At 69.7% G+C, this 20,715-nt stretch carries 21 protein-coding genes and 1 tRNA gene; 16 read left to right on the top strand and 6 right to left on the bottom strand.

Translation table 11 applies throughout. From position 1 onward, the window contains the following. Nucleotides 1–3 precede the first annotated feature (3 nt). Nucleotides 4–1,260 carry an ATP-binding protein gene (locus ACFZDK_RS24930; protein WP_390975717.1) on the top strand — a complete coding sequence of 419 codons (1,257 nt, stop codon included), beginning with the start codon at nucleotides 4–6 and terminating at the stop codon, nucleotides 1,258–1,260. Further along, a complete protein-coding gene (locus ACFZDK_RS24925) occupies nucleotides 1,257–1,937 on the top strand; it encodes a response regulator transcription factor (RefSeq protein ID WP_010358452.1) in 681 nt (226 codons plus the stop codon). Before ACFZDK_RS24930 ends, ACFZDK_RS24925 begins: the two co-directional genes overlap by 4 nt. Before the next feature lie 95 nt (nucleotides 1,938–2,032). Here the strand turns inward: ACFZDK_RS24925 and ACFZDK_RS24920 are convergent, their stop codons facing one another. Next, nucleotides 2,033–2,692 (bottom strand): DUF461 domain-containing protein, encoded by a 660-nt coding sequence (locus ACFZDK_RS24920; protein WP_390975715.1) that lies wholly within the window; start codon nucleotides 2,690–2,692, stop codon nucleotides 2,033–2,035. A 603-nt stretch (nucleotides 2,693–3,295) separates the two neighbouring features. Here ACFZDK_RS24920 and ACFZDK_RS24915 point away from each other — a divergent pair. The 6 genes from ACFZDK_RS24915 to ACFZDK_RS24890 all read left to right on the top strand — a co-directional run bounded on the left by ACFZDK_RS24915 (nucleotide 3,296) and on the right by ACFZDK_RS24890 (nucleotide 9,724). Further along, on the top strand, nucleotides 3,296–3,778 hold the full coding sequence (locus ACFZDK_RS24915; RefSeq protein ID WP_003953493.1) for a CarD family transcriptional regulator: 483 nt from the start codon (nucleotides 3,296–3,298) through the stop codon (nucleotides 3,776–3,778). A 279-nt stretch (nucleotides 3,779–4,057) separates the two neighbouring features. Further along, nucleotides 4,058–4,822, top strand: coding sequence for a 2-C-methyl-D-erythritol 4-phosphate cytidylyltransferase (ispD, locus tag ACFZDK_RS24910; protein ID WP_390975713.1), 765 nt, complete (start codon nucleotides 4,058–4,060; stop codon nucleotides 4,820–4,822). Continuing rightward, nucleotides 4,812–5,306, top strand: coding sequence for a 2-C-methyl-D-erythritol 2,4-cyclodiphosphate synthase (ispF, locus tag ACFZDK_RS24905; protein ID WP_390975712.1), 495 nt, complete (start codon nucleotides 4,812–4,814; stop codon nucleotides 5,304–5,306). The genes ispD and ispF overlap by 11 nt, the downstream gene beginning before the upstream one ends. 164 nt (nucleotides 5,307–5,470) lie before the next feature. Next, nucleotides 5,471–6,868, top strand: coding sequence for a cysteine--tRNA ligase (cysS, locus tag ACFZDK_RS24900; protein WP_390975711.1), 1,398 nt, complete (start codon nucleotides 5,471–5,473; stop codon nucleotides 6,866–6,868). 98 nt (nucleotides 6,869–6,966) lie between these two features. After that, nucleotides 6,967–7,908: a 23S rRNA (guanosine(2251)-2'-O)-methyltransferase RlmB gene (gene rlmB / locus ACFZDK_RS24895; protein WP_390975709.1), complete on the top strand. Its 942-nt coding sequence runs from the start codon at nucleotides 6,967–6,969 to the stop codon at nucleotides 7,906–7,908. 118 nt (nucleotides 7,909–8,026) lie between these two features. Continuing rightward, complete coding sequence (locus ACFZDK_RS24890) at nucleotides 8,027–9,724, top strand: DoxX family membrane protein (RefSeq protein ID WP_390975707.1); 1,698 nt, start codon at nucleotides 8,027–8,029, stop codon at nucleotides 9,722–9,724. 150 nt (nucleotides 9,725–9,874) lie between these two features. Here the strand turns inward: ACFZDK_RS24890 and ACFZDK_RS24885 are convergent, their stop codons facing one another. The 3 genes from ACFZDK_RS24885 to ACFZDK_RS24875 all read right to left on the bottom strand — a co-directional run bounded on the left by ACFZDK_RS24885 (nucleotide 9,875) and on the right by ACFZDK_RS24875 (nucleotide 12,527). After that, complete coding sequence (locus tag ACFZDK_RS24885; RefSeq protein ID WP_390975705.1) at nucleotides 9,875–10,606, bottom strand: sugar phosphate nucleotidyltransferase; 732 nt, start codon at nucleotides 10,604–10,606, stop codon at nucleotides 9,875–9,877. An 85-nt stretch (nucleotides 10,607–10,691) separates the two neighbouring features. Next, nucleotides 10,692–11,153 (bottom strand): hypothetical protein, encoded by a 462-nt coding sequence (locus tag ACFZDK_RS24880; RefSeq protein ID WP_390975704.1) that lies wholly within the window; start codon nucleotides 11,151–11,153, stop codon nucleotides 10,692–10,694. A gap of 237 nt (nucleotides 11,154–11,390) precedes the next feature. After that, nucleotides 11,391–12,527 (bottom strand): sn-glycerol-3-phosphate ABC transporter ATP-binding protein UgpC, encoded by a 1,137-nt coding sequence (locus ACFZDK_RS24875; protein WP_390975702.1) that lies wholly within the window; start codon nucleotides 12,525–12,527, stop codon nucleotides 11,391–11,393. A 219-nt stretch (nucleotides 12,528–12,746) separates the two neighbouring features. Here ACFZDK_RS24875 and ACFZDK_RS24870 point away from each other — a divergent pair. Continuing rightward, a tRNA-Thr gene (locus ACFZDK_RS24870) sits at nucleotides 12,747–12,820 on the top strand. On the opposite strand, the gene ACFZDK_RS24865 is transcribed toward ACFZDK_RS24870, so the two are convergent. Continuing rightward, nucleotides 12,820–14,436, bottom strand: a complete 1,617-nt coding sequence (locus tag ACFZDK_RS24865; RefSeq protein WP_390975700.1) for a tyrosine-type recombinase/integrase — start codon at nucleotides 14,434–14,436, stop codon at nucleotides 12,820–12,822. The genes ACFZDK_RS24870 and ACFZDK_RS24865 overlap by 1 nt on opposite strands. 14 nt (nucleotides 14,437–14,450) lie before the next feature. Then, entirely contained in the window at nucleotides 14,451–15,179 is a 729-nt protein-coding gene (locus tag ACFZDK_RS24860; RefSeq protein ID WP_390975698.1) for a helix-turn-helix domain-containing protein, read from the bottom strand. 168 nt (nucleotides 15,180–15,347) lie between these two features. On the opposite strand from ACFZDK_RS24860, the gene ACFZDK_RS24855 reads away from it, so the two are divergent. The 7 genes from ACFZDK_RS24855 (at nucleotide 15,348) to ACFZDK_RS24825 (ending at nucleotide 20,401) form a co-directional block, all read left to right on the top strand. Then, on the top strand, nucleotides 15,348–15,548 hold the full coding sequence (locus ACFZDK_RS24855; RefSeq protein ID WP_390975696.1) for a helix-turn-helix domain-containing protein: 201 nt from the start codon (nucleotides 15,348–15,350) through the stop codon (nucleotides 15,546–15,548). Then, complete coding sequence (locus ACFZDK_RS24850; RefSeq protein ID WP_390975694.1) at nucleotides 15,545–15,862, top strand: DNA-binding protein; 318 nt, start codon at nucleotides 15,545–15,547, stop codon at nucleotides 15,860–15,862. Before ACFZDK_RS24855 ends, ACFZDK_RS24850 begins: the two co-directional genes overlap by 4 nt. Nucleotides 15,863–15,881: 19 nt before the next feature. Then, nucleotides 15,882–16,313: a DUF6907 domain-containing protein gene (locus tag ACFZDK_RS24845; RefSeq protein WP_390975692.1), complete on the top strand. Its 432-nt coding sequence runs from the start codon at nucleotides 15,882–15,884 to the stop codon at nucleotides 16,311–16,313. Continuing rightward, nucleotides 16,310–16,606 (top strand): hypothetical protein, encoded by a 297-nt coding sequence (locus ACFZDK_RS24840; RefSeq protein ID WP_390975690.1) that lies wholly within the window; start codon nucleotides 16,310–16,312, stop codon nucleotides 16,604–16,606. The genes ACFZDK_RS24845 and ACFZDK_RS24840 overlap by 4 nt, the downstream gene beginning before the upstream one ends. Next, nucleotides 16,603–17,019 (top strand): hypothetical protein, encoded by a 417-nt coding sequence (locus tag ACFZDK_RS24835; protein ID WP_390975688.1) that lies wholly within the window; start codon nucleotides 16,603–16,605, stop codon nucleotides 17,017–17,019. Before ACFZDK_RS24840 ends, ACFZDK_RS24835 begins: the two co-directional genes overlap by 4 nt. Beyond that, nucleotides 17,016–17,744 carry a hypothetical protein gene (locus ACFZDK_RS24830; protein ID WP_390975686.1) on the top strand — a complete coding sequence of 243 codons (729 nt, stop codon included), beginning with the start codon at nucleotides 17,016–17,018 and terminating at the stop codon, nucleotides 17,742–17,744. The genes ACFZDK_RS24835 and ACFZDK_RS24830 overlap by 4 nt, the downstream gene beginning before the upstream one ends. Before the next feature lie 83 nt (nucleotides 17,745–17,827). Continuing rightward, nucleotides 17,828–20,401, top strand: coding sequence for a DUF927 domain-containing protein (locus tag ACFZDK_RS24825; protein WP_390975685.1), 2,574 nt, complete (start codon nucleotides 17,828–17,830; stop codon nucleotides 20,399–20,401). The last annotated feature ends 314 nt before the right edge of the window (nucleotides 20,402–20,715 follow it).

Here is a 20,715-nt window from a genome sequence, read left to right as displayed (position 1 = left end):
TGCATGGACGTGAACGCGGCGGTCGCCGCAGCGGCAGCGATCGCCGGGGTGCTTACCGGTGTCATCGCCATGCTGGCGTTCCGCTGGAGCGAACGCGACCAGAAGCGACCGACCAGGACTTCTCTGCACACCGACCCCGTGCTGCCCCCGGGCGTGGACACCGTACTGAGCGTGCTGCGCTCCTCCGCGGTCGTCCTCGACGAGGGGGACACGGTTGTCAAGGCGAGCTCGGCGGCGTACGCCCTCGGACTCGTGCGCGGCGGCAAACTCGCCATCGAGCCGATGCTCGGGATGGCCCGGGACACCCGGCGCGACGGCGAGATACGCCAGGTCGAGCTGGACCTGCCGAGGCGGGGGACCGGACGGGGCGAGGCCCTGGCCGTCTCCGCCCGGGTGGCTCCCCTCGGCTCCCGGCTCGTGCTGCTGCTCGTCGAGGACCTCACCGAGGCCCGGCGTATCGAGGCGGTACGACGGGACTTCGTGGCGAACGTGAGCCATGAGCTGAAGACCCCGGTCGGCGCGCTCTCCCTGCTCTCCGAGGCCGTCATGGACGCCTCGGACGATCCGGAGGCCGTGCAGCGCTTCGCCGGTCGCATGCAGATCGAGGCCACGCGCCTGACCAACCTGGTCCAGGAGCTCATCGATCTGTCGAGAGTGCAGAACGACGACCCGCTGGAGGACGCCGAGCCCGTCCGGGTCGACGAACTGGTCGCCGAGGCGATCGACCGGTGCCGCCACCAGGCCGGCACCAAGCAGATCACCATGGCCGCCGGCGGCACCGCCGACCTGCATGTCTGGGGCAACCGCGGCCAGCTCGCCGCCGCTCTCGGCAACCTGGTCGAGAACGCCGTGAACTACTCACCGGCCCGCACCCGGGTCGGGATAGCCGCCCGTCGGGTCAGCGCGCCCGGCGGCGACATGATCGAGCTCGCCGTGACCGACCAGGGCATCGGCATCACCGACAAGGACAAGGAGCGCATCTTCGAGCGCTTCTACCGCGTCGACCCGGCCCGCTCGCGGGCCACCGGTGGCACCGGTCTCGGCCTCGCCATCGTCAAGCACGTGGTCGCCTCGCACGGCGGGGAGGTCACGGTGTGGAGCGCCGAGAACCAGGGCTCCACGTTCACCCTCAGGCTGCCGGAGGCGGGCGTGGCCCGCGACCGCGCGTCGCAGCACCCCGACCCCGACCTCGACGACGAGGCCGGTACCACCGAGTCATCCCCGTACGAACCGCTTCCCGCCCCGGAGGTCCTTCCGTGACCCGAGTGCTTGTCGTCGAGGACGAGGAGTCCTTCTCCGACGCCCTGTCGTACATGCTCCGCAAGGAGGGCTTCGAGGTCGCTGTGGCGGCCACGGGCCCCGACGGACTCGACGAGTTCGAGCGCAACGGCGCCGACCTCGTCCTCCTCGACCTGATGCTGCCGGGGCTGCCCGGCACCGAGGTCTGCCGCCAGCTGCGCGGCCGCTCCAACGTTCCCGTCATCATGGTGACGGCCAAGGACAGCGAGATCGACAAGGTTGTCGGGCTCGAAATAGGAGCCGACGACTACGTCACCAAGCCCTTCTCCTCCCGCGAGCTGGTCGCCCGTATCCGGGCCGTCCTGCGCCGCCGCGGCGAGCCGGAGGAGGTCACCCCGGCCGCCCTGGAGGCCGGCCCGGTCCGCATGGACGTCGACCGCCACGTCGTGACGGTCTCCGGCTCCAAGGTCGACCTCCCCCTCAAGGAGTTCGACCTCCTGGAGATGCTCCTGCGCAACGCCGGCCGGGTCCTCACCCGCATGCAGCTCATCGACCGCGTCTGGGGCGCCGACTACGTCGGTGACACCAAGACCCTCGACGTCCACGTCAAGCGCCTACGCGCCAAGATCGAGCCGGACCCGGGCGCGCCGCGGTACCTGGTGACGGTGCGTGGTCTGGGCTACAAGTTCGAGCCGTAAGCCGCTGACCTGCCATTACGGCGACCGTACGACGAAGGGCGGCCCCCTCGGGGGTACCGCCCTTCTCGTGTGGGTGCGAGCCGTACGGCCGCCGCTCAGCCCGCGTTCGCCGACTCCGAGGCCGAGTCGCTCGGGGTGGCCGAGGCGCTCTCGGAGTTCTTGTCCTTCTTGCCGGCCTTGGCGCTCTCGCTCGCGGTGGAGCCGGCGGCCGGGCTGACGGAGGCGGAGGCCGAGGGCGACGGCACCGCGCTCGGGCCCCAGCCCGTGAAGTAGCTCTCGGCCGGCACGACGAACGCGCGCAGGCTCACGTCGCCCGTCTTGCTGAAGGTGAACGTGATCTTCTGGGCGTTGCCGTCCTGGATCGCCTCACGGCTGCTGGGCAGCACGGCGGACGCGTTGTCCTTGCCGCCGAGGATCAGCCGGCCGCCGGCCTGGATGGTCAGCGGCTGCGTCTTGGTGGCGTGCAGCTCGGCGGTCTTGTTGGTGCCGGCGACGACGATCGACTGGAGCGTCTCCGGCTCGGTGCCGGTGTTGAAGATGGTCGCGGAGACCACGGCCGGGCCGGTCGACGTGAGGTCGGGCTGGGTGATCACGGTCGCGTTCTGGACCTTGATGGTCCCGACGCTCGTGGCCGCGTTGTCCGGCTTGATCTCCAGCGTCTGGGAGTTGTTGCCGGCACCGCACGCGGCGAGCGAGGCGACGGAGAAGGCGAGGGCGGAAGCGGCGAGGGCGCCGCGTCGAAGGCTGCTGCTCACGGCGGCGGCAACTCCTTGAACGCACGGGCGGCTCCGCTTATAAAGCCGCCCTAAGTGTCTGTCAGCGGCCTTAGGTTACCGAGCCGTTCCCGCACGGCCGCACCCGACCCTCCCCAAGCCCCTCGCTTCCCTCGGGCAGGGGTACCCCGGGGGTCCACAGGTGACTCGTCGGTCACTTTGCGGGGCGCTCGTCAGGCATTCACATAACTCGTTCGCAAGACCGCGCGCAAAATTTCCGTGAAGGAATGCGGGACCGCCGGGGAAATGGATCACGTACCACTCGGTCGGACGCCTGTGATCAATTCCGGAAACGTCTCGGATCCGGCTCAGGCAACCGAACGGAGTAGCGGAAGTCGTACCCTTGGAAGCAGACATATCGGGACGTTCAGCCACTTGGGCGGGCGTCCGGATGTGTGTAACGTGCCCGTTTCACCCTGCCCGGAGAGCCGCTCCGACCTGCGAATACCTGCTTCCGGACGGCCCGCGAAGCACGTTCCTGTTGCTGTTGTCAAGCCCCGAGATATGCCCTGACCTGCGAAAACGCCATTCAGAACCGCCGGTTTCCGTGTTACCCTGGATAGCCACGGAAGGGGTACCTGTCACATGACGTTCAAGGTTGGCGACACCGTGGTCTATCCCCATCACGGGGCCGCGCTGATCGAGGCTATCGAAACTCGCCAGATCAAAGGCGTGGACAAGACCTACTTGGTGCTGAAGGTCGCCCAGGGTGACCTGACGGTACGTGTGCCAGCGGACAATGCGGAGTTCGTCGGCGTGCGTGATGTGGTCGGTCAGGACGGGCTGGACCGGGTCTTCGAGGTGCTGCGTGCGCCGTACGCCGAAGAGCCCACGAACTGGTCCCGTCGTTACAAGGCAAACCTGGAGAAGCTCGCCTCCGGCGATGTCATCAAGGTCGCGGAAGTCGTGCGTGACCTGTGGCGTCGTGAGCGCGAGCGTGGACTCTCCGCCGGTGAGAAGCGCATGCTCGCCAAGGCCCGCCAGATCCTGGTGAGCGAGCTCGCCCTCGCGGAGAACACCAACGAGGACAAGGCCGAGGCCCTGCTCGACGAGGTCCTCGCGTCCTGACGCGATCCAGCTCGGCACGCTGAAACGCCGCACACCGAAATGCCGCGGTGCCCGATGACACTCCACATGTCGCCGGGCGCTGCGGCATGTCCGTGTCCGGAACCTGCTCTGGACCCGCTCATCCGGAAACCCGCCCCCGCGGGAACCCCCGATACTAGGCGTGCCGGGCCCGGGCTGCTGGCTCGACCAGTGTCACGGAAGGGTCCGGTCAAGGCGTCGCGCCCGGCACTTCCCAGGCCATACCCACGCCAGCCCCGCACACAAACCTGACAGGAACCGATGTCTGACGATTCGCGTCCTTCGCGTCCGGAACCGCGTACCGCACTGCGCACGGCAGCCGTGATTCCCGCCGCCGGCCGGGGCGTGCGGCTCGGTCCGGGCGCCCCCAAGGCGCTACGCGCGCTGAACGGCACGCCCATGCTCATCCACGCCGTGCGCGCCCTGGCCGCCTCCCGCGCCGTCTCCCTGGTCGTGGTCGTGGCCCCGCCCGACGGCGCGCCCGAGGTCAAGTCCCTCCTCGACGCGCACGCGCTCCCCGACCGCACCGACTTCCTCGTCGTCCCCGGCGGCGACTCCCGCCAGGAGTCGGTCAGGCTCGGCCTGGACGCGCTGCCCCCGGAGTACGGCATCGTCCTGGTCCACGACGCCGCCCGCCCCCTCGTCCCCGTCGACACGGTCGACGCGGTGATCCAGGCGGTCCGCGACGGCGCCCCGGCCGTGGTCCCGGCCCTTCCGCTCGCCGACACGGTCAAGGAGGTCGAGCCGGCGGCGGTGCCGGGCGACCCCGAGCCGGTCGTCGCCACCCCGCAGCGGTCCCGGCTGCGCGCCGTGCAGACGCCCCAGGGATTCGACCGTACGACGCTGATCCGCGCCCACGAGACGGTCACCGACAACGTCACCGACGACGCCAGCATGGTCGAGCAGCTCGGTGAGCGGGTCGTGGTCGTCCCCGGCCACGAGGAGGCCTTCAAGGTCACCCGCCCCCTCGACCTGGTGCTCGCGGAGGCGGTCCTGGCCCGCAGGAGGCTGAACGATGGCTTCTGACCTGCCACTGCTCCCGCGTGTCGGCATCGGCACCGACATCCACGCCTTCGAGGAGGGCCGCGAGCTGTGGTGCGCCGGCCTGAAGTGGGAGGGGGAGGGACCGGGACTCGCCGGTCACTCCGACGCGGACGTCGTCGCCCACGCGGCCTGCAACGCGCTGTTCTCGGCGGCGGGGCTGGGTGACCTGGGGCAGCACTTCGGCACCGGTCGCCCCGAGTGGTCGGGCGCGTCCGGGGTGACCCTGCTGACGGAAGCCGCCCGCATCGTCCGCGCCGCCGGTTTCACCATCGGGAACGTCGCCGTACAGGTCGTAGGACCACGCCCGAAGATCGGCAAGCGGCGCGACGAGGCCGAGAAGATCCTCTCGGACGCGGCGGGGGCACCGGTGTCGGTTTCCGGGGCCACCACGGACGGCCTGGGATTCCCGGGCAGGGGCGAAGGTCTCATGGCGGTGGCGACGGCGTTGGTCGTACCAACGGCGTGACCGGATTCCGCGAAACGGCGTGACCGGATTCCGCGAAACGGCGTGACCGGATTCCGGCGGGGGCGCGGGGAATCACGCGACAAGCCACAGCGCACCCGCACCCGACCCACGGCGCTTCACACACCGGTGCCACGCACTACCCTCCGCCCACTACCCTAGGTGCCGTGACTATTCGCCTGTACGACACCAACGCCCGGCAGATCCGTGACTTCGCCCCGCTCGCCGCGGGCTGTGTCTCGATCTACCTCTGTGGTGCCACCGTGCAGGCGGCGCCCCACATCGGGCACATCCGGTCCGGCCTGAACTTCGACATCATGCGCCGCTGGTTCGAATACCGCGGCTACGACGTGACGTTCATCCGGAACGTCACGGACATCGACGACAAGATCATCGCCAAGTCCGCCGACCAGGGCCGCCCCTGGTGGGCGATCGGCTACGAGAACGAGCGCGCGTTCAACGACGGCTACGCCGCGCTCGGCTGCCTCCCGCCGACGTACGAGCCCCGCGCGACCGGGCACGTGCCGGAGATGATCGAGATGATGCGCGGCCTGATCGAGCGCGGACACGCGTACGAGGCCGACGGCAACGTCTACTTCGACGTGCGCTCCTACCCGGACTACCTCCAGCTCTCCAACCAGGAGCTGGAGAACCTCCGCCAGCCCGAGGGCGAGGGCGAGACCGGCAAGCGGGACCAGCGGGACTTCGCGCTGTGGAAGGCCGTGAAACCGGGCGAGCCCAGCTGGGAGACGCCGTGGGGCCGCGGCCGGCCCGGCTGGCACCTGGAGTGCTCGGCGATGGCCCACAAGTACCTCGGCGAGGCCTTCGACATCCACGGCGGCGGCCTCGACCTGATCTTCCCCCACCACGAGAACGAGATCGCCCAGGCCAAGGCGTACGGCGACGACTTCGCCCAGTACTGGGTGCACAACGCCTGGGTCACCATGAGCGGCGAGAAGATGTCGAAGTCCCTCGGGAACTCGGTCCTCGTCTCCGAGATGGTCAAGCGCTGGCGCCCGATCGTGCTGCGCTACTACCTGGGCACCCCGCACTACCGCTCGATGATCGAGTACAGCGAGGACTCGCTGCGCGAGGCCGAGGCCGCGTTCGCGCGCATCGAGGGCTTCGTGCAGCGCGTGGTCGAGCTGGCCGGGGGAGCCGTCGAGCCCTCGCCCGAGGTCCCGCCCGCCTTCGCCGAGGCGATGGACGACGACCTGGGCGTCCCGCAGGCGCTCGCCGTCGTGCACACCACGGTCCGGCAGGGCAACAGCGCACTGGCCGCCGACGACAAGGAGGCGGCCGTCGCCCGCCTCGCCGAGGTCCGGGCCATGCTCGGCGTCCTCGGTCTCGACCCGCTCGACCCGCACTGGGCCGGTGGCGTCGAGAAGGGCGACGACCTGCACGGGGTCGTCGACAGCCTCGTACGGCTCGTGCTCGACCAGCGCGAGTCCGCCCGCGGACGCAAGGACTGGGCCACCGCCGACGCCATCCGCGACCAGCTCAACCAGTCCGGTCTGGCGATCGAGGACAGCCCCTCGGGGCCGCGCTGGACCCTCAAGTCCTGACCGTCGGTCATCGAAGATCAACTGTGCCGCCCGGCCCACCGGGCGGCACACTGCATAAGACGTACGTACGAAACGAAGCTCACGGAGACGGGTAACCCATGGCAGCCAACAACCGCCGCATGTCCGGCAAGAAGGGCGCGCAGGTCGGCAGTGGCGGCCAGCGGCGCCGGGGCCTGGAGGGCAAGGGTCCGACCCCGCCCGCCGAGATGCGCAAGGGTCACAAGAAGAACCGCATCGCCAACGCCAAGTCCAAGCAGGTCCAGCGCCGTCCGGTGGCGCGCGGCCGGGGCGGCAAGGGCACCTCGGAGATGGTCGTCGGCCGCAACCCGGTCGTCGAGGCGCTGCGCGAGGGCGTCCCAGCCTCGACCCTCTACGTCCAGCAGTTCATCGACAACGACGAGCGCGTCCGCGAGGCCCTGCAGCTCGCCGCCGAGCGCGGTGGCATCAACCTCATGGAGGCCCCGCGCCCCGAGCTCGACCGGATGACCAACGGCCTCAACCACCAGGGCCTCGTCCTCCAGGTCCCGCCGTACGAGTACGCGCACCCCGAGGACCTGGCCGACGCGGCCGCCGGCGAGGGCGAGGACCCCCTCATCGTCGCCCTCGACGGCGTCACCGACCCGCGCAACCTCGGCGCGGTCGTCCGCTCCGTCTCCGCCTTCGGCGGCCACGGCGTGGTCGTCCCGGAGCGCCGCGCCGCCGGTATGACCGCCGGTGCCTGGAAGACGTCGGCCGGTACGGCGGCCCGCACGCCCGTCGCCCGCGCCACGAACCTCACCCGGGCCCTGGAGTCGTACAAGAAGGCCGGCATCGTGATCGTCGGCCTCGCCGCGGACGGCGAGCACGAGATCGGCGACCTGGAGGCGCTCGGCGGCCCGGTCGTCATCGTGGTCGGCAGCGAGGGCAAGGGCCTGTCCCGCCTGGTCGGCGAGACCTGCGACTTCCGGGTCCGGATCCCGATGCCGGGTGGTGCCGAGTCGCTGAACGCCGGTGTGGCGGCGGGGATCGTGCTGTACGAGGCGGCGCGCCGCCGGAGCTGAACAAACGTCCGCGACCTCACCTGTGCGGGGTAATTCCGGCGTCCAGGACATCCTTGACGGGGTCCGGACACATCCCGGGCGGTCAAAGCAGTGTCCTAACTCCACGTCACTCGGTTAGATGAGTGTGGACACCAGAACACCCCGCACACCCACGGGGGACCGCTCGTCGGGATTCCGCTCCGGATTCGCCTCCGGTCCCGACGACGCTCCCGCGCTGAGCATGGTGAAGGTGCCGAGCGATCCGGCGCAGGTCATCGTCAACCACGCGAGCTTCCGCGTGCAGCTGGGCGTATCGACACGGCGTACCCAATCTCCCCGGGTCGCAGGGCACTTGAGCGCCACCGAGGACACCGCGCGGTTCCCGCCCGTCGGCACGGCGGGCAGAGCGGGGGCGGCGCCCGGCCGTCGCCGCCCGCTCGTCTGGAGCGGCAAGTCCGCGCCCGACGACACCGGCGCCCACCGGCTGCTCCAGGCCGTCCGGGGCGGCAGCGTCCGGCACGCCGAGGAACCCGTCGAACCGGCCGGCGCGACCCAGGTCATCCCGCGCGTCGACGACGGCTACGCCCACCTCGACCAGACCGTCGAGACCCCGTTGGTCGGCCACCCCCGCGACCCCGCCTCGGGCGAGACCCGGCTCCTCCCGCACACGCGGACGGTCGGCAGCGCCTACGACGAACCGGCCTACGACGAACCGGCCTACGCCGGACCGGGCTACGCCGACGACCGGTACGGGGACTTCGACGACCTCGAGGGCCTCGACGAGCCGCGGTCCACCCGACGGTACGGCGAAGGCGATCCGGCCCGGCACGCCTACTACCCCGGCCGCCGGATGAACCTCGGCGTGGTCCTGCTCCCGCTCCGGGTCTTCCTCGGCTTCATCTCCGTCTACGCCGGCATGGGCAAGCTGTGCGACCCCGTCTACTTCGACGGCGGCAAGCGCGGCTCCATGGTCACCTGGCTCAACACGCTGCACCCGTGGGAGGTCGCCGAGCCGCTGCGCCAGTTCGCCCTCCAGCACCCGGTCGGTTCCGGCCTGGTGATCGCCTTCTTCCAGGTGATCGTCGGCGTGCTGACCGTCCTCGGCTGCTGGCAGCGGGTCGCCGCGGTCGTCGGCGCGCTGCTCTCCGCCGCGCTCATCGTCACGGTCAGCTGGAAGACCGTCCCCGCGTACGACGCCCCCGACATCATCTACCTCGCCGCCTGGTCCCCGCTGATCATCGCCGGTGCCCCCGTCTACTCCATCGACGGCCGGCTGGCGGGCAGCGCCTGGCGACGCCTCGGCCCGCACTCCGACATCTGGGACCTGCGCGCCTACGTGCTGCGCCGCGGTGCCCTGGTCACGGCCGTCACCATCGGTCTGACCCTGCTCATCGGCTCCCTCCTGGGCGGCGCGGTCCGCGACTCCAGCCGCGTGGTCGTCCCCGGCCCCGGCGAGGCGCCCCGCAACAACCTCCCCGGCTCCCCGCTCCCCGGCGAGACGGCACCGCGTCAGCAGAAGACCCCGTCGGCCTCGACGTCGCCCTCCGGCGGCGCCACGGCCGGTGCGAGCCCCTCCGGGGCGGCGACGACCCCGGGCGCCGACCGCACGACCAGCGGCGCCACCACCACGACCCCCAGCCAGACCCAGGGCACCACGGGCCAGGCCCCGCCCCGGCACACCGCCCCGGCGCCCACCACGGCCGGCCCGACGTCCGGCGGCACCGCCACCGGCGGCACCTCCTCGACGGGCGGCACGGGCAGCGGCACGGGCACCAGCACCGGCGGCGGCTCGTCCTCCTCGGGCCAGCCGGGCCTGGTGGGCGGCCTGCTGGGCTAGCGCGATTCCGGTTGTACGGCCTTGAGGGCCCCGCACCTGCAAAGGTGCGGGGCCCTCAACGCGCCCCAAAGGGGCGCGGGGCTGTATCGATATGCGGCTCCGCCGCGCGGGCGCGACCAGCCCTCACTCAACCGCAGCCAACCACGGCCGTTACCGCCCCAGCGCGGCCAACTCCTTCGCCGCCTCCGTCAGATCCTTCGCCGTGTCGATGGCCCGCCAGTACGCCCCCTGCGGGATCGGGAACCCGGCCAGCTGCCGGCTCCGCGCGAGGTGCGGGAACGTCGTCCGCTCGTGGTCGCCCCGCTCCGGCAGCATCTCGGCGAAGCCGGCGGAGAAGACGTACACACCCGCGTTGATCTCGAACGTCGACGGCGGTGCCTCGATGAAGTCCGTGATGTGGCCGAAGCCGTCCGTCTTCACCGCACCCCAGGGAATCCGCGGCCGGGCGAGCGCCAGCGTGGCCACCGCGTCCCGCTCCGTGTGGAAGTCGGCCATGTCGCGCAGCGAGAACCGGGTCCAGATGTCGCCGTTCGTGGCGTACCAGGGCCGGTCGGTGTGGGGCAGATGCGCGGCCGCGTACTTGAGGCCGCCGCCCCGGCCCAGGGGCTCGCTCTCGACCACCGTCGTGACGGAGAGCGGCAGGTCGGCCGTGGCCAGCCACTTCTGCAGGACCTCGGCGAGATGGCCGCAGGAGACCACCACGTCCGTGACGCCCTCCTCGGCGAGCCAGCGCAGCTGGTGGCCGATGATCGGTGTGCCCGTGCCCGGAATCTCGACCATCGGCTTGGGCCGGTCGTCGGTGTACGGCCGAAGCCGTGAGCCCTGGCCACCGGCCAGGACCACAGCTTGGGTGGGGCGCAGCGCGGCGTTCGGATGAGTCATGCCCGCACTGTACGCGGCGCCCCGGGGCAGGTCTTCTGCCGTAATAGGGCCCTTAAGGACCTGTTACCTGCTTACCGACCGGTGTTCAGCTGTGGGCCGCCAGCACGCCGGACGCGAAGGAGGTGTCGCAGACCGGGCGGGCGTACGACTGGGCGCGCGAGGCGCCGTAGATGCGCACCGCGGCGCGGCCCAGGGCGCGGGCGATGGACGTGCAGTGCTGGGCGAGCGACGGGTGGCCGTTGACCGCCTGCTGGAGGTGGGTGAGGACCTGGCCCGGGTTCTTGTCCTGGAGCTCGGTCATCAGCTGGTCGCGCAGCACGTCCTGCGGGGCCTGGGCGACGGCCTTGGAGGAGACGCGCGCGTCGGTCACGTCGGTCGCGGTGAGCACCGAGTTCCGCGGGCTTCCTGTCCAGTTGACTCGGGTGACGGCGAGGGTCCCGGAGAGCACCAGGACGACGGGCAGGACGAGGGCGAGAGTGCGGCCGATCCGGCGGGCAGGGCCGCCCCGGTGGCCGCGTCGCGTCTGAGGGGTGGTGGAGTGCTTCACGCGTGTGAGGGTAGCGTGCGGTAATGATTTGGCGACATTTAGTCACCGGTTCGGGGGATGGAGAAGGGCCGTGTTTCGGGTACGGGGTTGACGCACACTGCTCGAAAACCACCCGCTTGGCGGGGTAAATCGGGGCAACGGAAAGGCCCCGCAGCAGGCTGCGGGGCCTTCGTCGTCAACCTGGGCAGATTCACCCTGGTCAGAGGTTTGTCGCCGTGACGCGCACTCAGTCGGAGATCAGTCGGAGAGACGCTCACCCGTGGACGTGGAGAACACGTGGGTCTCGCCGGGCCGCGGCACGACGTGCAGCGTGGCGCCCTTCTCCGGGACCGCGCGGCCGCTGACGCGGACGACCAGGTCCTTGAGGTCGTCGCCGACCTTGGCGCTGCCGTAGACGTAGCCGTCGGCGCCGAGCTCCTCGACGACGTTCACGGAGACCGCGAGGCCCGCCGGGGCGTCCTCGGTGTCCTTGGAGAGGGAGGCGGCGGCCTCGCCGTTGTGCTCGACGATGTCGAAGTGCTCGGGGCGGACACCGACGGTGACCGTGCGGTCGCCCTTGTCGGCGGCGGCCTGCAGCGCCTCACGGTTCACCGGGACCACGCTGTTGCCGAACTTCACGCCGCCGTCGGTGATCGGGACCTCGACCAGGTTCATGGCGGGGGAGCCGATGAAGCCGGCGACGAAGAGGTTGGCCGGACGGTCGTACATGTTGCGCGGCGAGTCGACCTGCTGGAGCAGACCGTCCTTGAGGACCGCGACCCGGTCGCCCATCGTCATGGCCTCGACCTGGTCGTGGGTGACGTAGACGGTGGTGATGCCGAGGCGGCGCTGCAGCGACGCGATCTGCGTACGGGTCGAGACACGGAGCTTGGCGTCCAGGTTGGACAGCGGCTCGTCCATGAGGAAGACCTGCGGCTCACGGACGATGGCACGGCCCATCGCGACACGCTGACGCTGACCACCGGAGAGCGCCTTCGGCTTGCGGTCCAGGTACTCGGTGAGGTCGAGGATCTTCGCGGCCTCCTCGACCTTCTGCCGGATCTCCGCCTTGTTGACGCCGGCGATCTTGAGCGCGAAGCCCATGTTGTCGGCGACGCTCATGTGCGGGTAGAGCGCGTAGTTCTGGAACACCATGGCGATGTCCCGGTCCTTGGGCGGCAGGTGCGTGACGTCGCGGTCACCGATGCGGATGGAGCCGCCGTTGACGTCCTCGAGCCCCGCGAGCATCCGGAGCGAGGTGGACTTGCCGCAACCCGACGGGCCGACCAGAACGAGGAACTCGCCGTCCTCGATCGCGATGTCGAGGCCGTCGACGGCGGGCTTGGTGGAACCCGGGTAGATCCGGGTCGCCTTGTCGAACGTGACAGTGGCCATGGCTCAGAGGCCCCCTTCTACCGGCAGGAACGTGCCGGACGATCCGTTGTAGGAAGGTGGTGGTGTAGTCCACGAGAGTGAACTGGCTCTGGACGGTACCTGGCGTTCACCCCGTATGTCAGTACCTGGAGCCCTGTGAACTTCGCGGAAATTTTCGACGGGCCCCCTCCGCGACGTGGGTACACTGCACTGGCACATCGCCGCCACACGCGCGTGCACGCCTCCTTAGCTCAGCTGGCCAGAGCAACGCACTTGTAATGCGTAGGTCGTCGGTTCGAATCCGACAGGGGGCTCAGCTAGAGGGCAGGTCAGGGGGTGTTTCTTCTCCGGTCTGCCCTTCTTCTTCGCCCTCCTGCGTGAGCGATGCGTGAGCGCCGGTGTCAGAGAGAGGCTTCCGGGCCCGGGGCACAGCCGCCGCCGCCCGCTCCGCCAGATCCTCCTCGTACTCCTCGAACAGCTCCATGTACGTGTCCGACGTCAGGGCGATCGTCGAGTGCCGCAGCTTCGCCTTCGCGTCATGGATGTCCCCGCCGCCGGCCTTCACCAACGCCGCCGCCCCGTGCCGCAGATCCCGCAGGTTGATCGGCGGCAGATCCGCCGCGGCGACGATCTCCCGGAACGCGTCGCTGACCATCTCCGGGTGCAGCCACTCCCCGCCCTCCTGCACGAAGATCTTGCCCGTGTCCGTCCACGGCAGCCGGGCTTCCAGCCGCGCGGCCCGCTCCGCCTGCTGCCGCTCCCGGTGCGCGAGGAGGACCGCCACCGTCTCCCGGTCCAGCTTCACCGGCGCCGCGGACCCGTCGGTCTTCGGATCCGTCTCGATGGGCGTCCACCCGTCGGTCACGATCTCCTTGGCCACGGCGATCGTGCGGGCCTCCCAGTCGACGTTCGTCCAGTCCTGGCCCACGCCTTCGCCGCGGCGCAGCCCGTGATGGGCCACCAAGTGGAAGAGGGCGTACAGGCGGTGCCCCTCGGCCGCGTCCAGGAACGCGCCAAGCTGCGCCGGCGTCCACACCATGACCGGGCCGGGCTTCACCCCGGTCTCCCGCCAGCGGGCCACCCGCTCCGCCGTCCACAGCATGCCCTTGGGGCGTTTCGCCGAACCGATGTCGACGTGGGCCGCCGGGTTGAAGGTGATGTACTGGCGGCCGATCGCGAAGTTCAGCGCGGTGCGCAGGGCCCGGCGGATGTCGTGCTTCGTCGAGTGTCCGGTGATCCGGCGGAACGGTGGCATCTCCGCCAGCTTCGCCTTCTCCTCGGCCAGCCGCTCGGCTTCGGCGGCTGGCGGCCGGGACCGTTTGCCCCACGTGGCCCGCGCGGCCTGCTCGCGCCGCGCCTCGTTCTCCGCGCGGATCACTTCGTTGCGGTCGTCGATGCCGTCGAAGAAGGCCTGCACGTGGCCGACGTTGAGGCGATCGAGCCGATGGTGCCCGAGGCCGTCGCGCAGGTGGTAGTTGACCCGCGACTTGTAGCCGTTCACGGTCGTCGCCCGCCTCGACTTGGACTTGGCCTCCAGCCACTCGTCGAGCAGGTCCGCCACGGTCATCGCGTCCGTCAGCTTCAGCCCGGTACGGAACCGCCGGCGCGTCTCCTCCAGGCCGGGCAGCGGTGCCTTCTTGTTCTTCGACACCTCCTCCAGGAGGTCGCCGATCCGTACCTGGCCCTCGGTGTCGTCGCCGTCGGGCAGGTCGAGTAGGGCGCGCACCTTGTCGAGGTCGGCCTGGGCGTCCTTGGCGGTGTCGTAGCCGCTGCGGGAGAACGAGCGTCGGCTCCCGTCCTCGCGCGGCGGCAGCTCCTGCCGTACCGCCCACACCCCGTGCCGCCGGCTCGACAGCTGCGGACACGCCTTGCCCAGCACCTTGCCGCTTTCGTCGCGGCAGTAACAGCGGCGATACGTCGAACCCTTCACAAGGTCACCTCCGACTAGGTGTTCTTGGGGCCATTCTCGTCGCCTTCCTGGGCCTTCTTAAGGCGATCCGCGTTCGCCTTGCGTACCCCCATCTCCTTGCGCCAGAGGGCAAATGACTGCGCCACGACCTGATCGATCTGCTCCTCGGTGAGACCCAGGTCGAGGGCGTTCATGACGGCAGCGCCGACTTGCGCTACAGCCGCCTGTAGGTCGTCGTGCAGATTCAGGATGGGCCGCACCACAGGCAGTTGGTTCTGGGCCCGGAACCTCTCCTGCTCTCCTTCAGGCGTGTTCAGCTGCTCCTCGTCGACCAGCTTCCAGATGTCTCCGAGTGGGATGTCTCCGGTGGCCCATGTCCATGCATCCCAGGGCTCTAGGGCCAACTCCGGTAGAAGGCGAATCACGGGAATCGGAGCCCGGTCGTTTCCTGCGGAGTCGGTCCAGGGGTGCCATTCCCAGATCTCATCGTGTGCCGGATCATCCGGCTCGTCGACACCGGTGGGCGGTGGGCCGAGGAGCAGCCGCGTCGGAGTCACCTTCAGCGCAACGGCAAGGGCGACAAGGTCGTCTGCGTCGACGCGTCGGCTCCCTTGTTCGATCTTGGTGATTCCGGAAGGCAGGATCGGCCGGCCCAGCTTGGCTAGGCGAGCCGACAGTTCCCTCACCGTGGTGCGGCCCCGTAGCCGCGCCACCTCCTTTGCCACCCGTTGCCCAACGCTGCCAAGCCTTGTCGTTGTTTCCATGGTGGAAACGTTAGAGAGCAGGGCGCGAACACGCAATGCCTGCCAACACTTGTGGCCGACTGTCGCTGTTTCTGTTCTAGAAACACGTGATGCCACTTGACGAACAAGTGGCGCTTGCCGCAGTCTGTTCCCACCTTCCACTGTTTCGTTTCCAGAAGGGAAACAGACATGAGTGCTGCCACGCAGCAAGAGGAGCAGCGCCGCCCGCTCGCCACGCCTGACGAACTGGCCGCCTACCTGGGAGTTTCCAAGGCGACCATCTACCAGTGGTCATCTCGGGGCGGCGCCTTCCCCCTGATCCGGGTGGGCCGCCACCTCCGCGCCCGCTGGGCCGACGTCGACGCTTGGCTGGAAAAGAGGGCGGCGTGACCGCCCCGGCTCTGACCATCGCCGAGCTGCTCGACCAGCCCGCCGTCGTCCCCCTGTGGCCGACCGTGGGCCGGGCCTTGGGCCTCGCCGAATCCACCACGTACCAGCTGGCGGCCGAGAACAGGCTGCCCATCGAGGTCATCCGCCTCGGGCGTCGACGGGTCGCCCGGACCGTGGACCTCTACCGCTTCCTCGGGCTCGCCCCGAAGGAGACCGGTGTCGCTCCGACGTACCAGGCCGGAGCGGCCGCCGGAAACGACGAAGAGGCCGGGTACCAGCCGGCCTCTCCAGTCGAGCAATCCGCACTCCGCTAGAAGAGATCGGAACAGCTCCATGAGAAGCATCGCACAGACGTCAATGGCGACGCCGGAAGACCCCTTCACCCACCTCTCCCTCGTGCCCGCCGTAGTCGATGGGGTTCAGGTCCCCGTCGCCTGCCCGGCCACCTGGTGCAAGCAGGACCACACCGGCGAGGACGCCACCAAGCACCTCGACGACGTCGACCACAGCAGCACCCACATCGACCTCACGATCCCCAACGTGCGCACGGGCGAAGACACCTTGTTCGGCTACGTGCACCTCGGCCAGGACGTCTACAGCCCCGACGAGTTCATGCGCACCCCGCACCTGCGGTTCGAGAACGGCGGCGGCGAGGAGACCACCACCAGCCTCGACCAGGGCCTGGAGTTCGCCGACCGCCTCGTCCAGTTCGCCGACGAGATCCGCGCCCTGGTCCGCACCGCCCGGCCGGAGGTGCAGTCGTGACGACCACCACCGACACCCAGATGGCCACGCGCGTCGAGCAAGACGCCGCCCGCATCATGGCCGCCATCACCGACCCGACCGCCGCCTTCCAGGCCCTCGCCACCGAGTACGGCATCCAGGTCGAGGAGTGGGACGCCCGCGGCCTCGACGAGGACCTGCGCGCCCAACTCCGCGCCCACTACCTGGAGAAGGACGGGCGTCGCATCTTCGTCGTCCGCGTCGGCCAGGACCCCGCCGAACGCCTCTCGGCCCTGCGCGCCCTCCTCGCCTACCAGGAGGTGGCGCCGGCATGAGCAGCGCCAAGCACCAGCTCACTCCCGAACAGGCCACCTTCACCGACGACTACGGGTTCGGCGGCGCGATGACCGCCCCTGTCGAGACCCAGCTGGCCGACATCGCTGCCGACCCCGACCCGGAATGGCGGGTGACTCCCCAGTGGCTCGCTGCTCGGGCCGTCATCCAGGACTACCGGTCGCAGGCGCACGGGCGGCACACCAAGGTGTGGCTCTCCTACGGCACATCCACCGGCGAGCTCACCGTCGCGGAGGCGCGCGAGGCACTGAAGGTCATGAGGGACTTCCTGCCCCAGCTTGAAGCCGTCATCGAGATTGCCGAGGAATCGGCCTCGAAGGACTTCGAGGGAGACCCGGAGATCGCCCGCCTCGACGACGAGTACGAGGACCGCAAGGTCAAGGAGGCGGCGTGATCTTCTCCATCCACACCCCGTTCGCCGAGCGGATCGTCGCCAAACACGACGCGCTGCTCTGCAACGACGGCCCCGAGGAACAGACGGCCCGAGCCGTCACCGCGCTGGAGCGCATCGGAGCCGTCACCACCTTCGGCCCGACGCACACCGGACGCGTCGTCGACCTTGCCGGGTTCGGCGAGGCACCCATCGTCTACATCACCAAAGACGACGACTACCTGCTCCTGTCCGACGTCGCCGAGGCCCTCGGCTGGCCGCTCCACAAGGCCCACGACTGGGCCCAGAAGCAGTACAGCTGGGCAATCGAGGACCAGCGCAACCACGACGAGGAACGCGGCGACGGACGCCTCGGCTGGGAATGCCTCCTCGGCTACATCGACCTGCGCCTCGACCTCATCGAGGACGACCCCGAGGCCAAGCCGGATGCGGGCGGGCGGCAGTGGTCGTCCGCCGGCGACTGGCTGATCAGCAAGGACAGGCTCCCCGCCCTCCTGTCCAGCTCCCCGTGGGGCAAGGAATTCCTCGACAACGTCGGCGACCACATGGGCCTCATGTTCCAGAAGGTCCTCGGCGACAAGCTCAAGAACAGCCCCACCGTGCACGCCGACGGCACCCCGACCGGCCACAGCGCCTGGGACATGTTCTCCAGCGACCTCACCGAAGAAGAGGCGCTCCGCAAGGCCCGCCGCGGCCCCGCCCTCGACGACGCGGACGGCACCGGCTGACAGACCGCCGGGGGCGGGTCAATCCCCCCGACCCGCCCCCGGCTTCACGGACCACCACCAGATCCAGTCCAAGGGACACGTTCGTGAACAACTTCCCCGGCGTCGCCGTCGAGCGCGTACTCAAGGCGTGCGACGACAACGGCCTCAGCTACCGCCGGTCCGGCGGCGGCTACGAGGCTCAGTGCGGGAACCCAGCCCACCCCGACGACAAGCCCTCCATGTCCATCAAGCAGGGCAACCTCGGCGCCGTGCTCCACTGCCACGTCTGCGGTGAGGAAGCCAAGGAGGACATCCTCGCCGGCCTCGGTCTGACCAAGGCCGACCTGTTCGACCAGCCCCTCGAGCGGCCCGACCGGCCCCAGGTCGTCGCCACCTACATCTACGAGGACGCGGACGGGAACGAGCAGTACCGCAAGGACCGCCGCGAGCCTGGCAAGGACGGCAAGTCCAAGGACTTCATGCAGTACCGGCTGGTCAACGGCCAGAAGGTCTACGGCATGAAGGACGTAGCACGGCTGCCGTGGCGTCTCCCCCAGGTGATCGAGGCCGTGAAGGACGGCACGGAGATCTTCTGGAACGAGGGCGAGAGGTGCGTCCAGGTCCTGGAGGAGCTCGGCCAGGTCGCCACTACTGCGGGCGGTGCACAGGACTGGCGGCCCGGCATGGCCGAATGGTTCGACGGCGCCGTCAAGGTCACGATCATCGTTGACAACGACGAGCCCGGGATCAAGCACGGTCGCAAGGTGGCCGCCGCCCTCAAGGGCCGAGTCCGCGAACTCCGCATCGTACGGGCCGCCGTCGACCGTCCCAAGGCCGACATCGTCGACCACCTCGCGGCCGGCCACACCCTGGACGAGCTGGTCGACATCACGGACCAGCGCAGCCACCTGCGCTCCGTGCCCCCGGCCGCCGACATCCCGCCCATCGACGGCACCGCCGCCCGGCAGCCCGAACCCGAAGCACCCGCACCTGCCACCCAGGCACGCCTCGACCTCAGCACGGTTTTCGGCCTGAAGCAGTGCAAGGAACCGCGCGGATTCCGCATCACAGCCCGGGGCGTGGACGCCAGCACCGGCAAGGACGACAACCCGTGGGCGCGCATCGCCTACGCCCCGTTGGTCGTCACCGCCGCATATGAGGACCCGGACGGCGAACAGAGCGTCCAGCTGTCGTGGACCGACCGGGGCCGGACCGTTTCCAAGGTCGTCGCCCGGGACATCGCCAAGCGCGGCCGCGAACTGGTCAAGGCCCTTGGATCCGCCGGCCTGCCCGTCATCGAGGGCGATGCTCGCGCCGTAGAGCGCTACCTCGCCGAGTTTGAGGTAGCCAACCCTTCCGGGATTCCGCACGAGAAGCTCGCCCGGAACCTTGGCTGGCAGCCCGACGGCACGTTCGTCGCCTCACCTGACTCCGGGATCAAGCTGGAGGTCCGGTACGACGAACAGCGGGTCCCCTCCCAGGCTTTCGGGGCCGCGGGCACCTTCGAAGAATGGCGTCAGGCGGTCGCCGCCCTGGAACCGCACAAGGTGCCGAGGATCGTCATCGCCGCGTCCCTCGCCGCACCACTGCTGCGCCCGCTGGGCCTGCCGTCCTTCACCGTCGACATCTCCTCCCGGTCCACCAAAGGCAAGACCACCGCCCTGCAGTGCGGATGCAGTGTGTGGGCCAACCCCAGCGAGAACGCCGCCGCCATCTCCAACTGGCGCGGTACCGCCTTCGCCATCGAGAAGCGCCTCAACATGGTGCGCGGCCTGCCGACATTCCTCGACGAGACCATGGCCGTCTCCGACGAAGGCATCATCGACTACGTCCTCTACCAGCTCCCGATGAACCAGGGCAAAGACCGCTCCGGCGGGTACGCGGGCGCCCTGCCGTGGGAGACGATCCTGCTGTCGTCCGGAGAGCGGACGGCGCTGTCGTACACCCGGAACCAGGGCGCTGCCGCGCGCACGCTGTGCACGACCGAGGCCCCGTTCGGAGACGACGGGGACACCGCCCGCCAGGTCCACGACGGGGTGTTCGCCAACTACGGTCACGCCGGACCGCACTTCGCGGAACTGGTCCGCAAGGGGCTGGCCCGCGACGGCGGCCGCGAGCGACTCAGGCAGCGGCACAAGGACCTCGCAGCGCTCTTCAGGGGCGACAACGCCATGACGGGCCGCCGCGCCCCCATGGTGGCCGTCCTGGCCCTCGCCGAGACGATGGCCTGCGAGACAGGGATCCTGCCCTACGAGCCTCTCCCGGCGGAGACGTGGGCCGAGACCTTCACCTCGTCCAGCGCCACCGACAACCAGCCGGAGATGGCCATGGACGTGGTCCGCGAGTACATCGCCGCCCACTCCTTCGAGCTGTGGCCCAGCCGGGACCCAGAAGACCGGCCGCCGCTGCGCGGATGGCTCGGCGCGGTCAAGGTCAGCAACGGGCAGACGTTCATCGCGCTCATGCCCGAGCGGCTGCGGACGATCCTCTCGGACGCCGGCTACTCCCTGGACGCGGTCCTGGACGGCTGGGTCAACGCGGGCTATCTCTCCTCGGCGGTGGACCGCGGGAAGACGACGTACCGGATCGTCACGCGGTTCGACGGACGGACCGCCCGTTGCTTCCAGTTCACACCCACGGCATTGACGTTGAACGAAGAAGTCCGGGAGGCAGCGTGAACGCCCCCGCCAACCGGGCTGTTACGCAGCCCCGTTACGAGGTTTGCGTAACGGGATCTGAGGGTCATACGCCCAGTTCAGAGGCTCGCGGCGACGCGAACGACGGCTGTTACGCAATCGGCCGGAACACACACCCGGCAGCGCGCGTGCGTGCGCAGGCGCGGGCGCACACATGCACGTACATGCGTGTTCTACGTAACTACGTAACAAAGAAAGAGAAGAAGAAAGAACAGCAGGTCAGAGGCCCAAAAAGCCGTTACGCAGGGCGTTACGCAGGCGTTACGCGCCACGTAACAGGCCTGGCCCTTCTCCCC

It is taken from the genome of Streptomyces sp. NPDC007901, assembly GCF_042959465.1.
Classification (GTDB): Bacteria; Actinomycetota; Actinomycetes; order Streptomycetales; family Streptomycetaceae; genus Streptomyces.
This window is presented reverse-complemented; position numbering and strand designations above follow the sequence as displayed.